Source organism: Micromonospora sp. 15K316, from assembly GCF_004348525.1.
GTDB lineage: Bacteria > Actinomycetota > Actinomycetes > Mycobacteriales > Micromonosporaceae > Micromonospora.
The window spans coordinates 24,693-39,315 of the sequence record NZ_SMKG01000019.1 but is presented as its reverse complement, the minus strand read 5'-3'; the positions used below and the strand labels follow the sequence as shown (position 1 = coordinate 39,315).

The 14,623-nt window shown below is 73.1% G+C and carries 13 protein-coding genes; 6 read left to right on the top strand and 7 right to left on the bottom strand.

Going from position 1 to position 14,623, the window contains the following annotated elements; all coding sequences use genetic code 11:
• The first annotated feature begins 36 nt into the window (after nt 1–36).
• On the top strand, nt 37–993 hold the full coding sequence (locus E1211_RS07380; RefSeq protein WP_132346756.1) for a LysR family transcriptional regulator: 957 nt from the start codon (nt 37–39) through the stop codon (nt 991–993).
• 76 nt (nt 994–1,069) lie between these two features.
• Here E1211_RS07380 and E1211_RS07375 read toward each other — a convergent pair whose 3' ends face one another.
• Entirely contained in the window at nt 1,070–1,537 is a 468-nt protein-coding gene (locus tag E1211_RS07375; RefSeq protein ID WP_132346754.1) for a YkgB family protein, read from the bottom strand.
• Nucleotides 1,538–1,766: 229 nt separating this feature from the next.
• Between E1211_RS07375 and E1211_RS07370 the strand changes: the two genes are divergently transcribed.
• The gene (locus tag E1211_RS07370) at nt 1,767–2,618 is read left to right on the top strand and encodes an aldo/keto reductase (RefSeq protein WP_207915290.1); all 852 of its coding nucleotides are present in this window, start codon (nt 1,767–1,769) and stop codon (nt 2,616–2,618) included.
• A 234-nt stretch (nt 2,619–2,852) separates the two neighbouring features.
• The gene (locus E1211_RS07365) at nt 2,853–3,383 is read left to right on the top strand and encodes a hypothetical protein (RefSeq protein WP_132346752.1); all 531 of its coding nucleotides are present in this window, start codon (nt 2,853–2,855) and stop codon (nt 3,381–3,383) included.
• Nucleotides 3,384–3,491: 108 nt separating this feature from the next.
• Here the strand turns inward: E1211_RS07365 and E1211_RS07360 are convergent, their stop codons facing one another.
• The 4 genes from E1211_RS07360 to E1211_RS07340 all read right to left on the bottom strand — a co-directional run bounded on the left by E1211_RS07360 (nt 3,492) and on the right by E1211_RS07340 (nt 7,205).
• On the bottom strand, nt 3,492–5,027 hold the full coding sequence (locus E1211_RS07360; RefSeq protein ID WP_132346750.1) for a DUF6297 family protein: 1,536 nt from the start codon (nt 5,025–5,027) through the stop codon (nt 3,492–3,494).
• Between the two features lie 4 nt (nt 5,028–5,031).
• Nucleotides 5,032–5,721, bottom strand: a complete 690-nt coding sequence (locus E1211_RS07355) for an ABC transporter ATP-binding protein (protein WP_132346748.1) — start codon at nt 5,719–5,721, stop codon at nt 5,032–5,034.
• 134 nt (nt 5,722–5,855) lie between these two features.
• The gene (locus E1211_RS32380; RefSeq protein ID WP_165947201.1) at nt 5,856–6,602 is read right to left on the bottom strand and encodes a hypothetical protein; all 747 of its coding nucleotides are present in this window, start codon (nt 6,600–6,602) and stop codon (nt 5,856–5,858) included.
• 81 nt (nt 6,603–6,683) lie between these two features.
• Nucleotides 6,684–7,205 carry a GNAT family N-acetyltransferase gene (locus tag E1211_RS07340; RefSeq protein WP_132346742.1) on the bottom strand — a complete coding sequence of 174 codons (522 nt, stop codon included), beginning with the start codon at nt 7,203–7,205 and terminating at the stop codon, nt 6,684–6,686.
• Nucleotides 7,206–7,370: 165 nt separating this feature from the next.
• Here E1211_RS07340 and E1211_RS07335 point away from each other — a divergent pair, with 165 nt between their 5' ends.
• The 3 genes from E1211_RS07335 to E1211_RS07325 are packed head-to-tail and all read left to right on the top strand — an operon-like array spanning nt 7,371 to nt 9,813.
• A complete protein-coding gene (locus E1211_RS07335; RefSeq protein WP_132346740.1) occupies nt 7,371–7,925 on the top strand; it encodes an NADPH-dependent FMN reductase in 555 nt (184 codons plus the stop codon).
• Between the two features lie 23 nt (nt 7,926–7,948).
• A complete protein-coding gene (locus E1211_RS07330; protein WP_132346738.1) occupies nt 7,949–8,962 on the top strand; it encodes an ATP-binding cassette domain-containing protein in 1,014 nt (337 codons plus the stop codon).
• Nucleotides 8,959–9,813, top strand: a complete 855-nt coding sequence (locus tag E1211_RS07325) for an ABC transporter permease (protein WP_132346736.1) — start codon at nt 8,959–8,961, stop codon at nt 9,811–9,813. Before E1211_RS07330 ends, E1211_RS07325 begins: the two co-directional genes overlap by 4 nt.
• Nucleotides 9,814–10,104: 291 nt before the next feature.
• Here the strand turns inward: E1211_RS07325 and E1211_RS07320 are convergent, their stop codons facing one another.
• Together E1211_RS07320 and E1211_RS32375 are read right to left on the bottom strand one after the other, a co-directional pair.
• Nucleotides 10,105–13,758 carry an AAA family ATPase gene (locus E1211_RS07320; protein WP_132346733.1) on the bottom strand — a complete coding sequence of 1,218 codons (3,654 nt, stop codon included), beginning with the start codon at nt 13,756–13,758 and terminating at the stop codon, nt 10,105–10,107.
• 282 nt (nt 13,759–14,040) lie between these two features.
• Nucleotides 14,041–14,214, bottom strand: a complete 174-nt coding sequence (locus E1211_RS32375; RefSeq protein WP_165947200.1) for a hypothetical protein — start codon at nt 14,212–14,214, stop codon at nt 14,041–14,043.
• Between the last annotated feature and the right edge of the window lie 409 nt (nt 14,215–14,623).

The window sequence follows — 14,623 nt, the reverse complement described above, 5'->3', positions numbered from 1 at the left end:
CCGGTCGCCGCACCGCGCTGGCGTAGGGTCCGGCCCGTGGACCTGCTCCGACACCTGCGGCACTTCGTGCTGGTCGCCCGCGAGCTGCACTTCGGGCGGGCCGCCGAACTGCTCGGCATGGCCCAGCCGCCGCTGAGCCAGTCCATCCAGCGGCTGGAGCGGGAGTTGGAGGTGGAGCTCTTCGACCGCTCCCGCCGCCAGATCCGCCTCACCACCGCCGGTGAGCTGCTGCTCGGCGAGGCGGAGGAGTTCCTCGCCGGCGAGGGGCGGCTACGCGACCTGATGCGGCAGGTGCGCGCGGGCGCGCTCGGTGTACTCCGGGCCGGGGTGCCGCCGGACACACCGGCCGTACGACTGCACGCCCTGCTGGACCGGCTCGCCGACCGGGCACCGGGGCTGGACGTGGAGCTGCACGAGCTGACCAGCGGCGAGCAGCTGCGCATGCTCGCCGAGCGGCGGCTCGACGTGGGGCTGGCGCACCACCCGGTCGAGGCGGAGGGGCTGCGCTTCGGCGCGCCGGTCGACGTACCGCTGGGGGTGCTGTTGCCGCGGACCTCACCGCTGGCCCGCGGGCGGGAGGTGGCGCTGGCCGCGCTGGCCGGACTGGACCTGGTGACGGCGGCGCGCGCGACCGCGCCCGGCTGGCACGACCACCTGCTGGAGGTGTGCCGGCGGCAGGGGTTCGCGCCCGCCCGGGTCCGGCCGGCTCACAACCCGGAGTTCCTCTTCGGGCTGGTGCTGGCCGGGGGCGCGGTGGCGATCGAGCCGGCCACGACCGCGCGCCGGGAGCCGCGGATCGCGTGGCGGCCGATCAGCGACACGCCCCTGGTGAAGCGCACCTCCGCGGTCTGGCCCGAGCGCTCCGCGCATCCGGCCGCGCCCATGTTCGGGCAGGTCGCCGCCGAGGTGCTGGCCGACGCCGAACCGGCGGTCGGCGCGCCGACGGCGTCGACGCAGCGTCCGTGGCCGGTGCTCTTCGACGCTCCCGGCTGACCGCCGGAAACCATGGCTTGCCGGCTCATCGTGATCTTCCGCGCCGGCCGGCTCGGGTCACCACGTCCGCGGGCGGTCAGCTACGGCGGGCCGCGCCCAGCGAATCGGCGGCTGTCAGCAGAGCGGCACCGAGAAGCACTGTGTCTTTCAACAGGAATTGCCCCAGCTGAGAGAGGCTCAACCTCCCCTGCCCTTCCTGCCGGGCCTCGGGCGTCGTGGCCAGGAAACTGAGCGTGGTGAGGAACATCCCGACCGCCCCGAAGCTACCGATCGCCGACGCTCTCGGGGCGAGCGGCTTCGCGGCGATGAGAGAGCCCAGGGTGATCTCCGTGACCCCGATGAGTCGGTTGAGCTTCTGTGCGCCCAGCTTCTGGCGGAGCCGCGAGAACAGCGGACTCGACGTGACCAGAGGCTCGTCGTTCTCGACCTCGTACTGCTTGAACTTGAGCGCACCGATCCACAAGATGTTCGTCGCCAGGGCGCAACGCAGGACCGAGATGCCTACGGAGGCGAGGTCGTCGGCGGAGGTGTGTCGTCTGGCCATCGCTCGCTCCTAGCCGCTGTGTCGACGGTCGACGTGCGGGCTGCCATTACCCGCCAGAAACCGCCACACACCGAGGGTGCGAGTCGGCCGCCCCGGCACTCGCACCCGGAACCTCCTGACTTCGGTGGATCGTGTGAGGCGGCGACCCGACCGGGTATGGGAGTTGATCGGTAGGTCCGGTCTCTTCGGAGGACGCCGGACGTTTCGGACGACGTGTGAAGGAGCCGCAGTGGCGAACACGATTCCCGCCATCAGCCTCAACGACGGCAACACCATCCCGCAGCTCGGCTTCGGGGTCTTCCAGGTCGATCCGGGGGAGACCGCAGCGGCGGTCGCGAAGGCGCTGGAGGTCGGCTACCGGCACATCGACACCGCGCAGATGTACGGCAACGAGGCCGAGGTCGGCCAGGCGATCCACGCCTCCGGGCTGGACCGGCGCGAGGTCTTCGTGACCAGCAAGCTGAGCAACGCGGCCCACCGGCCGGACGACGCCCGCCGCGCGTTCGACGGGACGCTCGCGGCGCTCGGGATGGAGTACGTCGACCTGTTCCTCATCCACTGGCCGCTGCCCACCCGCTACGACGGGGACTTCGTGTCGACCTGGAAGACGCTGGAGGAGTTCCAGCGGGACGGACGCGCCCGGTCGATCGGGGTGTCGAACTTCCAGGTGCCGCACCTGGAGCGGCTGGCCGCCGAGGCCGACGTGGTGCCGGCCGTCAACCAGATCGAGGTGCACCCGTACTTCGCCAACGACGAGGTGCGCGACTACGGCCGCAAGCACAACATCCTCACCGAGGGCTGGTCGCCGATCGCCCAGGGCAAGGTGCTCGACGACCCGACGGTCACCGACATCGCCGAGCTGGTGGGTCGTACGCCGGCGCAGGTGGTGCTCCGCTGGCACGTGCAGCGCGGCGACATCATCTTCCCGAAGTCGACGACCCCGGCCCGGATCGAGGAGAACCTCCGCATCTTCGACTTCGAGCTGGACGACGCCGCGATGGAGCGGATCAGCGCCCTCGATCGGGGCGAGGGGGGACGGCAGGGCAACCACCCCGACACGTTCGACTGGATCCCGGCCTGACGTAACGCCCGGCAGGGCGGCGGCGCACAGAGGAGGGGCCGGACCAGGCCCCCTCCTCGTGTACGAAAGGCCGCGATGTCGCTCCGCCGTGCCCCGCTCCCCCTGCTGTCGTTGCTCCTCCTGATCTCTCTGGCGGCCTGCGGCCCGAGCGTGTCCGCGGGCGCGCCCCGCTGGGCCGCACCGGAATCCCCCGCACCGCCACCGCCCCCGCCGGCACCGACCTCCACGGCGCAGGTGAGCACCCGGGTGAAGACGGCGATGCTGGAGCTGGACACGACGTTCCACCCGGAGACGGCGGCGTTCACCGAGGAGAACAGCGACGCCTGGAAGCTGATCTCGTTGTGCGAGGACAGCCTTCCGTCGGACCGCAAGCGGACGGCCTACCGGGAGCGGGTCTGGGACGGCGACACGGTGTGGATCCGGCAGTACGTGGTCGGCTACCTGAAGGTGCCCGGCCGCAAGCTCGCCGACGAGCTGCGGTCGGTGCTGAAGAACTGCACGAAGTACGAGGTGCCGAACGACGGCCGTACCTCGACGATCGTGCGTCCGTCGCCGCCCCCGGTCCCGAACGGGCCGGACGTGATCACCTTCTGTGAGCGGCTGAAGGGCAATTCGACGCGGCACCAGTGCACGCTCTTCGTGACGCGGGGCAACTTCGTGATGGAGGTGGACGTGTCGGGTGGGAACGGCGACCTGGCCGCCGCGACCGCGCTGCTCACCAAGATCGCCCCGCTCGCCACGGCCGCCCTGGAGAAGATCGCCTGAGCCGCCCCGGCTGGTGGCCGCCCGACTTCAGTGAAGTCGGGCGGTCCGGCTCACCCGGTCACCCCGACTTCCTTGAACCCGAGTTGATCTAGGCGTTTGCGCGGCCTCCTACACGCCGACGGTACGGGCGCTGGAGCGGCGCAGCAGCAGCACGAGGCAGCCGGCGACCGACAACGCCGCCTGCACGAGCACCGACGACCAGCTGAGCTGTTCCGGCGCCCGCGCGGTCACCAGGGCGATCACCATCGGCAGCGCCAGCACGGCCACCACGTCCAGGCCGTTGACCAGCCAGAGCAGCAGGCCGCTGGGGAACGCGCCCAGCGGCGTGTCGATGAAGATGTTGCCGACGCTGCTGGCGCTGATCTTCGCGCGGTAGAGCGCGGCGACGGCGGCCGCCGGACCGGCCGCGAGGCCGAGCGCCCACCAGGGGCCGGAGAGCAGCCCCGTCGCCTGCACCGTGCCCAGGGCGAGCGCGCCCCAGAGGGCGGCGACGCCGGTGGGCACCACGAGCCGCTGCGCGTAGACCTGGCGGAACGTGAGCCCGAGCAGCCGCAGCGCGGCCGGGTTCGACGCATCGGTGTGGGTCGCCTCGGCGGTGACGCTGGCGGCGGCGAGCGCGCCCACCAGGACGACACCGATCAGCAGCCAGACCGGCCCGTCGGCGACGACGGCGGGGGCCAGGGCGGTGCCGACCAGCCAGGGCAGCCGCCCCGGATTGCGCCGGACCTGGAGCAGGTCCTGCGCCGTCAGCGGCGGCACCCGACGGTCACGCAGCAGCCGGGAGGTGCGGATGCCGGTGCGGTTGCGCCAGTACCGGCGGCTGCTCTGCGCAGCGAGGAACGACGGCTCGACCGCGTAGAGCGCGTCGGCGTACGAACCGGTCGAGGCGGACGCCTCGGCGATCCGGTGGGTGGGCCAACTGTTCAGCCGCCACCACACCCCGGCGACGGCGGCGAGAGCGAGCGGGAACGCCACGGCCGCCACCACCACCAGCATCGTCGACGCCGAGGGCAGGACGTCACGCGGTGGGGCGTACCCGCCGGTCAGCTGTTCGCCGACGGCGACCGCGACCAACGCCGCGGCGACGGTGCCCGCGGCCAGGTCGACGACCCGTCCGTTTCGCGGCCGCGTCTGGGCGTGCACCGCGAGCAGCGCCAGCAGGAGGCCGACGGCGGCACCCCCGGCGACGCCCGCGACGACGACGGTCGACGTCGCGGGACGTTCGGCGACCCGGCCGGCGACGGCCAGCCCGACCAGACCGCCCACTACGGTCGCCGAGAGCGCGGTGAGCAGCAGCGCGGGGGTGAGCAACGTTCGCCGGGGTACGGGAGCGGGCAGCAGCCAGGTGGCGTCGGCGCGGGTGACGACCACCGGGCCGAGCCGCCGGAGCACACCGAGGAAGGCCAGCAGCACCAGGCCGGCGCCGACCAGCGCCGGCACCGACGGCCCGGCGGCGTCGGCCGGCCAGACGATGACGCCGAGCGGCTGCCCGAACAGCGCCGCGGCCATCACGATCGCGAGGAGCACGCAGTAGACGCTGCTCGGGTCCACCCGGCCGACGGCGGCGACCCGCATCCGCCGGATGTGGCGGCGTACGTCGACGGCAGCGGCCGGGGCGGGGGCCGGCGCGCGGGTGGTGGTCACCGGCTCAGCCCTCGGCCCGGCGCAGGCAGACCTCGTCCGCGCCGACGTCGTGCCAGAACTGCTCGTCGTGGCTGGCCATCAGCAGCGTCCCGCCGTCGGCCAGGTAGTCGCGCAGGTGCGCGGCGAGCGCCCGCTTCGCCGCCGTGTCGAGGCGCTGTTCCGGTTCGTCGAGCACCAGCAGCCGGCTCGGGCGTACGAACGTCGCGGCGAGCAGGAAGCGCTGACGCTGACCGGAGGAGAGGGTGATCGGCAGGCTGTCGCCCAGGTCGGTGATGCCCAGCAGCCCGGAGACCTCGTCGATGCACCCGTCGGCCGGATCACCACCGTTGGCCACCCGGACCAGGTCGAGATGTTCCCGCAGGGTCAGGCCGTGGTACCAGGTCGGCGACTCGACCGTGGTCGCCACCTGCCGCCAGAACTCGGGACTGCTCTCGGGCGGCTCGCCGAAGACGGTGATCGCGCCGCCGGAGGGCTGCTGGAGCCCGGTGACGCAGCGCAGCAGGGTGGACTTGCCGACCCCGTTCTCGCCGGTGAGGGCGACCACCGCGCCGGTGGGCACCTGGAGGTCCAGCCCGTCGATGACGGTCGTCGAACCGTACGTGACGGTCAGGTCGGTGACCTCGACCGCGTACCCGCCCGCCACCGTACCGCTCGATTCGCGGTCGCGGGTGGCGCTGATCTTCCCGTCCGGCATCCGCCAACTCTAGCTGCGCTCGACAGCTCCCCGATCTCGTCGACGGCGGCCCGGCCGGACGGGCCGGACCCTCGCCTACCCGCCGAGCGCGGAGGGGGCCCCTCGGGCCCCCTCGTCACCTTTTCGGGCGACGGTCAGGACGCCTGCTCGATCTCGGCGCGGAGGGCGGGAAACTCCGTCCGGAACTTCTCCTGGCTCTGCAGCGAGTGGATGAGCGCACCCGTGCTACCGCTGTCGGACCAGACGCAGACGGCGGCCGGCACGCCGTTGATGTTGCCGTCTCCGCAGAAGGCCTGGCCGCCGAGCGGGCCCGGATCGGCCTCGGTGAAGTTGCCGACGTTGAGCCCCTTGGTCACCCCGGAGATGAAGAGGGAGAGGCGGCTCTCCCGGGTGGCGCCGGTCGACGCCACCGCGTCGACGATGACGATGTCCTGCTTCGCGATGTCGCCGTAGAGACCCTGTGCCGTGGCGGTCACCTCCGGCACCCCGGAGTCGTCCGGGAGCCCCGCCTCCTCGGACACACCGCCGTCGCTGGTGCCGAGATCGATCAGCGGCCGGCCGCCGAGCGTCTTCGGCGCGGCCACGGTGATCACCCGGCCGGGCACGTCCGGGTCCGCTCCGGCCGACTGCGACGGCGCCGGGCTCCCGGTGACCGGAGCCGTCCCACCCGTGCCCGCGGAGGCGTTGCCCTCCTCGGCCGGGGTGGCGATGACCACGCCCAGGAAGACCGCCCCGAGCAGCACGACGACAGCGCCGACGGCGATCAGCGCCTTCTGGAGGAAGGTGGTCCGGGACGGCGGCTGCGGCGGCGGGCCGTACGTCATCGGTGCGGGCGGGTAGTTCGGGTACGGACCATGCGGCGAATCGGCCGGCTGCGACATCGTTACTCCAGTTGACTGAACAAGGTCACCTCCGGCACGTATGACGCGGTCAGTCGGTTCACGACGCGGCTGCCGGCCGGCTCACACCCCGGCCGGCTCGGCGGGTGCGGTCAGGTCGAGGCGCCAGTCGTTGGAGCGCATGTACTTCCCCGGCGGGTACTCGAAGTCGATCTCCCCGAGCAGGGTGAACCCGGCCTTGCGGCAGACCGCGTTCGAGGCCGGATTGCCGACCGACGGGTAGGCGTGCGCCCAGCGGTGGGTACGGCGTTCCCGCGCCGCGGCCACGACCGCCCGCACCGCCTCGGTCGCCACTCCCCTGCCCTGGCATTCGGGCAGCACCGCCCAGCCCATCTCGTAGACCAGCTCACCCCGCCACTGGCGCTCCCAGTAGCCGACGCTGCCGACCTTCTCCCCATCCGGCAGCACCACCGTGAACATGCAGCCCTTGCCCGTTCCGGCGAAGCGCGCATACCGCTCGTGCCGGGACACCACCTGCTCGTCGGTCTCCGAGCCACCCGTGTGCGCGCGGACCTCCGGAGCGTTGAGCCGTCGCAGCAGAGCCAGGTCGTCCTCGCTCCACGGCGCGATCCGCACCTGCGCCATCCCATCCCCCTCCTCGTCGGCCGGCAGTCAACCGCATGCCACCGACAACGCCACGGCACGGCCCGACGATTCGGTCGGACTTCCGCTAGATCGCATCTGGCGGCCGCTGGCCGCCGTCTCGCGCCAGGAGGGTGGAGCATCCGAGAGGCCGGAAGGGGGGCACGTATGGGACCCGTGCGGCTCGCCGTGATCATCGGCAGCACCCGCGAGGGACGGGCGGGCGAGGAGATCGCCCGCTGGTTCGTCGCGCAGGCCGCCGGCCGGGACGACCTGACCGTGAACGTGGTCGACCTCGCCGACTACGACCTGCCCGCCCGCTATCCCGCGGAGCCGACCGACGCGATCCGGTCGTTCGCGCGGGAGGTGGAGCGGGCGGACGCCTTCGCGGTGGTCACCCCTGAGTACAACCACAGCTTCCCGGCCTCGTTGAAACAGGCGATCGACTACGCGTACGACGAGTGGCAGGCCAAGCCGGTCGGCTTCGTGGCGTACGGCTGCCGTTCGACAGGCCTGCACGCGGTGGACCAGCTCCGGACGGTCTTCACCGCGCTGCACGCGACGACGGTGCGTGACGTCGTCGGCGTCGACCTGCTCGGCGGCGAGCCGTCGCCGGAGTGCGCCGACCAGCTCTGCCAGGACGCCCGCGTCCTGCTCGACCAGCTCACCTGGTGGGGTCTCGCCTTGCGCGACGCGCGTGCGGCGCGGCCCTACGTCTCGTGAACGCAGATAGGAAGGTAGGGACGATGAGTAAGCGCACGACCGGCCCGGCCATCGAGGCCGAGGGCCTGACCCGCTCGTTCGGGGAGACCCGGGCGTTGGCCGGGATGGACCTCCAGGTGCCGGCCGGCACCGTCTACGGCCTGCTCGGCCCGAACGGGGCCGGCAAGACCACTGCGGTGCGGGTGCTGGCCACGTTGCTACGTCCGGACGGTGGCCGGGCCCGGGTGTTCGGGCACGACGTGGTCGCCGAGGCCGACAAGGTCCGGGCCCGGGTCAGCCTGACCGGCCAGTACGCCTCGGTCGACGAGGACCTGACCGGAGTCGAGAACCTGGTGCTGCTCGCCCGGCTGCTCGGGCTGCGCAAACCGGCCGCCCGGGAGCGGGCGGACCAGCTGCTCGCCGCGTTCGGGTTGACCGAGGCGGGCGGCCGGCAGGTGAAGAAGTACTCCGGCGGCATGCGGCGGCGCATCGACATCGCGGCGAGCATCCTGAACACTCCGGACCTGCTCTTCCTGGACGAGCCGACGACGGGCCTGGACCCGCGCAGCCGCAACCAGGTGTGGGAGATCGTCCGGGCGGTGGTGTCGCACGGCACGACAGTGCTGCTGACCACGCAGTACCTCGACGAGGCCGACCAGCTCGCCGGGCGGATCGCGGTGGTGGACCACGGCCGGGTGATCGCGGAGGGCACCCCGGGCGAGCTGAAGTCCTCGGTCGGCTCCGGCACCGTCCACCTGCGACTGCGTGACGCGGCCCAGCGGCCCGACGCCGAGAAGGTGCTCCAGGCGGCGCTCGGCGTACCGGTGCAGCTCGAAGCCGACCCGCTCGCGCTCACCGCCCGGGTGGGCGGCGAGGGTAACGACCTGGCCGCCAGCGAGCAGGCCGCCCGTGCGCTGGCGGACCTGACTCGCGCCGGCATCGTCGTCGACGACTTCTCCCTCGGCCAGCCCAGCCTGGACGAGGTCTTCCTGGCCCTGACCGATCACCCCGCCGTCCCGGCCGACGAGCGGGACGAGCAGCTGGAGGCAGCACGATGAGCAACGCGGCGACCACGACCGGCCGCGCGCCGTCCGTCTACGTTCCGTCCGCCGAGGCGCTGGCGACCGTCCTCGCCCCCGGCGAGCGGCCGGCGAGACCGAGCGCGCTGGCCGCGTCGCTGACCTTCGGCTGGCGCGCGCTGCTGAAGATCAAGCACGTGCCGGAGCAGCTCTTCGACGTGACGGCGTTCCCGATCATCATGGTGCTGATGTTCACGTACCTGTTCGGCGGTGCGCTCGCCGACAGCCCGCGTGACTACCTCCAGTTCTTCCTGCCCGGCATCATGGTGACGAGCGTCGTCATGATCACGATGTACACCGGGGTCGGGCTCAACACCGACATCGAGAAGGGCATCTTCGACCGCTTCCGTACGCTGCCGGTCTGGCGGCCGGCCGCGCTGGTCGGCATGATCTTCGGCGATGTCCTCCGGTACGTGCTGGCGGCCGTGGTGATCCTCAGCGTCGGGCTGGTGCTCGGCTTCCGCCCGGACGGCGGGGTGATGGGGGTGGCCGCCGGGATCGGCCTGCTGGTGGTCTTCTCGTTCGCCTTCTCCTGGGTCTGGACGTTCTTCGGTCTGGTCCTGCGCAGCGAGAAGTCGGTGATGGGGGTGAGCATGATGGTGCTCTTCCCGCTGACCTTTCTCAGCAACGTCTTCGTCGAGCCGAGCACCATGCCGGGCTGGCTCCAGGCGTTCGTGAAGGCCAACCCGATCACGCACCTGGTGGCGGCGGTCCGCGCGGCGATGGCCGGCGAGTCGGATCCGACGAACACGATGTGGTTGCTGTTGTGGAGCGCCGGCTTCGTGGTCGTCTTCGGCACGCTCACCATGTACCGCTACAACCGCCGCTGACGCGGGTACCGGGCGGGCGCCGCGACCACTGTCGCGGCGCCCGCCCGTCGCTGTGCCCAGCCGCCGCTCCCGACCGTCCGCCGCTCCCATCCGGGCAGCGCGCCGTCTCGCCTGACCTGCCCGTGGGCCGGGCGACGCTGCGGCTTGATCGACTCGGCTTCATTGATGTCGCGGGGTCCGACCCGTTCTTATGCCCCGACTTCAAGGATCCCGAGTGGATCAAGCACCGCCGCTGACGCGCGGCGGGCCAGGCGCGGTAGGCCAGGCGCGATCCCGCGGTTGGGGACCCGGTCACAGCCGCCAGGGCAGCGGCTCCGACGGCAGGTAACGGCAGGTGCCGCCCGTGGCGACGGTGTCGCGCAGGTGGGCGGCGAGCGCCGGATGGCGGGCGTCGAGCTTGCGCAGGGTGTCCCGGATCCGGGCGGTCACCGCCTTGCGGGCGCGTTCGGCCTCGTCGCCGAGGCGGCGGGTGCGCCCGGCCAGCCCGGCCGCCGCGCGCAGTTCGTCGAGGAGCGCGCCCCGCTCGGCTTCCAGCCCCGCCACCTTCCGCGCGTCGTCGCGGGCGGCGGCCCGATCGATCTCCTCGTCGAGGCGTTCCAGGTGACGCCGGTAGCGGGCCTTCGCCTCGTCGTCCAGCACCGGATCTCCGCCGAGGCGGCGGGCGGCCACGAGCTCCGGCCCGGCGGCCGGGTCGAGCAGTTCGACGGCCGGTATGTCGGCCCCCGGCCGGCCGAGCAGCAGATGCAGGTCATGCAGCCCCTTGGCGTCGGGCAGGTGGACGATCTCGCCACCGTAGGCGAGCCGCCAGACCGCGCCGTCGCGGCGGAACTCGTAGCCGGCCGTCGACGGCTCGACGCGCAGGTCGACCGGTCGCTCCCCGGCGCCGGCCCCGGCAGGTCCACTCGACCGCCCGACGGCCCCGGCCAGGGCCGGCCCGCCCGCGGTGTCGACACCGGTGACCTCGGCACCGACCCTCTCGGCGACGCCGACCGGCTGCGGTCCGCCGGTCGACGGGACCCGACCGCCACCGGCAGCGCCGGGCGCGCCGCTCGACCCGATCCGGCGGGCGGCTGCTTCGCCCGGCCCACCGTCGACGACGACGACCGGAACCTCGGTGCCACCGAGCGGACTGCTCGCGAACGCCGAGCCGGGGTCGGCGGCCGCGCCTCCCGGCGGGTGCGCAACGGTGGCTGCGCCTCCCGGCGGGTGCCCGACGGCCGCGCCTCCCGGCGGGTGCCCGACGGCCGCGCCTCCCAGCGGGTGCCCGACGGCCGCGGCTGCCGGCAGGTGCTCGGCGGCGAGCCGGTCGAGCACCTGCCGCATGTCGAGCGCGGCCGCCTCCCGCCGGGCGTCGGCGCGCAGCGTGGCCGCCTCGGTGACGTCGTCGGAGCGGCCGCGCCGGGTCAGCGTCTCGGCGAGCGCGACGCGGGCCACCACCGACCAAGGCCGGGCCCCCATCCAGTCGGCGGCGGCACGGGCCGCCCGGAACCCGGCGATCGCCTCGTCCCAGCGTTCCTGCGCGGCGTCGAGCAGGGCCAGCCAGTGGTCGACCGGGCCGCCGACGTCGCAGCCGAAGAGCGCCACCGTCCACTGTCCCCGGTACGGGCTGAGGGCCGCCCGCGCCTCGTCGCAGCGCTGCGGGTCGCGCGCCGCCGCCGCGGCCTGCGCCCGTAGCCGCAGCCACAGCGGGGACACCGGTCGGGCGTACGTGACGCCGGTGGCCTCGATGCCGGCGGTGATCCGTACGGCCGTCTCGTGGTCGCCACGTTCGACGGCCGTGATGGCCCGGGCGAGCTGGAGGTAGGGGTAGTCGGTCGGGTCGAGCCGGTCGAGGAGTTCGTCGATCTCGCCGTAGCGGCCCTGCACCAGCAGCCGCGCCCAGCGCAGGTGATGGACCATGAACGCGAAGTCGGTCGGGGCCTGCTCGCCGAGTTCGTCCAGGGCGGCGAAGTGCCGGTCCGCCTCGGCGAATTGGCCACGGAGACCGGCGATGATGCCGCCGTCGATCGCCGCCGACATCCGGTGCCGGGCCACCTCGCTGGTGCCGGCCCCGTCGACGAAGGCGGTCAGCTCGTCGAGGTAGCCCGGGTCACCGAGTTCGAGCAGCGCGACCCAGCGCAGCGACGTCGCCCAGAGCTCGGTCTCCCGGTCGCCGGTCCGGCGGGCGACCTCCCGGATCTCCGCGGTGATGGCCGCCCGGTCGGCCGCGGTGCCGAGGCCCCAGGTGGTGTCGTGGCGGGCCCAGAGACTGAAGGTGAGCGCCTCGTCGTCGCGGCCCCGGCGGGCCAGCGTCTCGGTGGCCGTGATCAGGTCGGTGACCAGCATGGCGACCGGGAGGCCGTCGTCCGGCTCGCCGATCAGCCGCCGGTACGCCTCCCGGAGCAGCTCCTCGGCGGAGGCCGTTGGGCCGCTGCTGTACTCCCGGTGCCGGTGAAGGGTGAGCACGGCCCGGGCGAGCAACGCCGGATCGTCGAGCGAGCGCGCCAGGGTGGCGGCCTCGGTGAGGTGCCGGTCGGCGGCCGCGCTGGTGCCGCAGTGGTAGAGCAGCTCGCCGAACTCGATCAGGATCCGGACGTGTTGTCCCTCGTCCCGGACGACCTCCAACGCGCGGCGGAAGTGCGTCAGCGACTCGTCGACCGCGAGCCGACCGGCGGCGTCGCGGGCCGCGGCGAGCAGCAGCTCGGTGACCCGGGACGGGTCGAGGTCGGGGCCCGCCAGGTAGGCGTGCCGGGCCAGGTCGGCGGGGACCAGCCGTTCGGCGAGCTCGCTCGAACCGTCGACGGCCCGCACCACGGTGGCGTGCCGGGCCCGCCGCTCCTCGTCGGTGAGGCTGTCGTAGAGGGTCTCCCGGACGAGGTCGTGCGCGAACGAGAACCGGCCGCCGCCCCGGGCGGTCACGAGGCGGGCCGTCGATGCGTGGTCGAGGAGCCGGTCGACCTGCGCCACCGGGCTCGCGGCGCAGGCGGCGAGGACCTGCCGGTGGAACCCGCGTCCCAGTACGGCGGCGACGGTGAGCGCCTCGACCACCGGGCCGGGGAGTTGGCCGAGGCGGCGGCGGACGGCCTCGCGTACGCCCGGGGCGATCGTGCCGACCGTGCCGCCGGCACGCCACAGCCGGGCGGTCTGTTCGACGAAGAACGGGTTGCCGCCGGTGCGCCGGTGCACCTCGTCGACGAGTTCCGGCTCGGCCTCCCGCCCGGCGGTGCGCGTCATCAGCGCGCCGACCTCGTCGCGGGAGAGCCCGGTGAGGGTGAGCGTGGTCGCCTTCGCCAGCAGCGGCATGAGCAGCGGGCGCAGGGGGTGTTCGCCGGACTCGACCTCGGCGTCCCGGTAGGTGCCGACCAGCAGCAGCCGCTCGAACCAGGTGTGCTGGGCGGCGAACCCGAGCAGCCGCAGCGAGGCCGGGTCGGCCCAGTGCAGGTCGTCGAGGATCAGCACGACGGGCCGGCGCTGGGAGGCCGCGACCAGCGCGGCGGTCACCGCGTCGTAGAGCGCGAACGTCTCCCGATCCGCGTCGTCGCTCCCGCCGCCGGTCGCCGCGCCGGATGGGCCAAACCGGGCCGGGCCGTCTCCCCCGCCGGCGGTCGTCTCGGCGTCGGTGGGACCGCCGGTGGCCTGGCCGAGCAGGGTGGTGAGCGCCGGTTCGGCGCTGTGTCGGGCGACGGCCCAGTCGTCGGCGTGGCGCCGCAGGCCCCGCAGCACCTGCACCCACGGCCAGTAGCCGGGGGCGCTCTCCGAATCCCAGCAGGCGGCGCCGAGCACGAGCGCGCCGCGCTGGCGGGCCTCCCGTGCCACCGCTGTGACCAGGGTCGTCTTGCCGATGCCCGGCTCACCGGTGACCAGGACGAGACCGCCGTGGCTGGTGATCGTCCGGTCCAGCTCGGCGCGCAGCACGCCGGCCGGGTGGTCCCGCCCGATCAGGGCCTCGCCGCGCCGCGCGTCCATGACCACCGACCGTAGCGGAACCGTCCGACAGTGCGTGCCCGCCGGAGCCACCGTCCCACCCGACGTCACCCGAGTACGGTCGGATCGTCAGGGCTCGGGCCACGGTGGCCCTGCTCCGGCCTTCGCGAGACGCACCGTCCGGTAGCGCACCGCACGCCGTGTCCGCCAAAGGAAGCGTAGGTCGCACAACGGCGCACCGGACCACGTTAGGGGCCCCTTACTCGGCGCGGGGCGATGCTGGTTGGAGTCGCGGATCTTCCCACAGCGCGAGCAGAGCGACATTCACGGCGAGGATGCGCCGGCGAGATCCGCTGGATCGAGACGCAGGGTGGCGAGCAGCCCGGCATGCTCATCGAGGTCCACCAACTCCGGTAGTTCGCGCTCGACCCAGTCGGCCCTGACCTGCTGGCCGCGTTGACGAAGAATGCTGACGATCTTCTGCCTGGCGACCCTCATCCGATACTCCCTTGTGAAAGCCGCCCGGAAGGGTCGTACGACCGGACGGCGGTGCGGATGTGCTGCTCGGAGCCCACCACGGTCGGGAGGCACGGAGGCCGTGAACATGCCGGCCGGCAGGTCCGGTGGCCGGGATGTGATTGGCGATCAGCCGGTACGACGAGCAAGCTGTCGCCGCGGGATTGACGATTGATGGACGCTCGGGCGGGCTGCTGACGGCACCTGACGGCAACCGGGGAACCGAGCGACAAGCTCACCGTACGCCTCACCGCGGGGATCTGCACCCGCACCAGATCGAGCTCTCACACAGTTGCCGCCCTGCCGATCCGTGTGGCGCTATGACCACCACGGATATGAATATAACGAAACCTTCCCGGTGTTATCGACATAAGGTCATTCAGGGATTTGA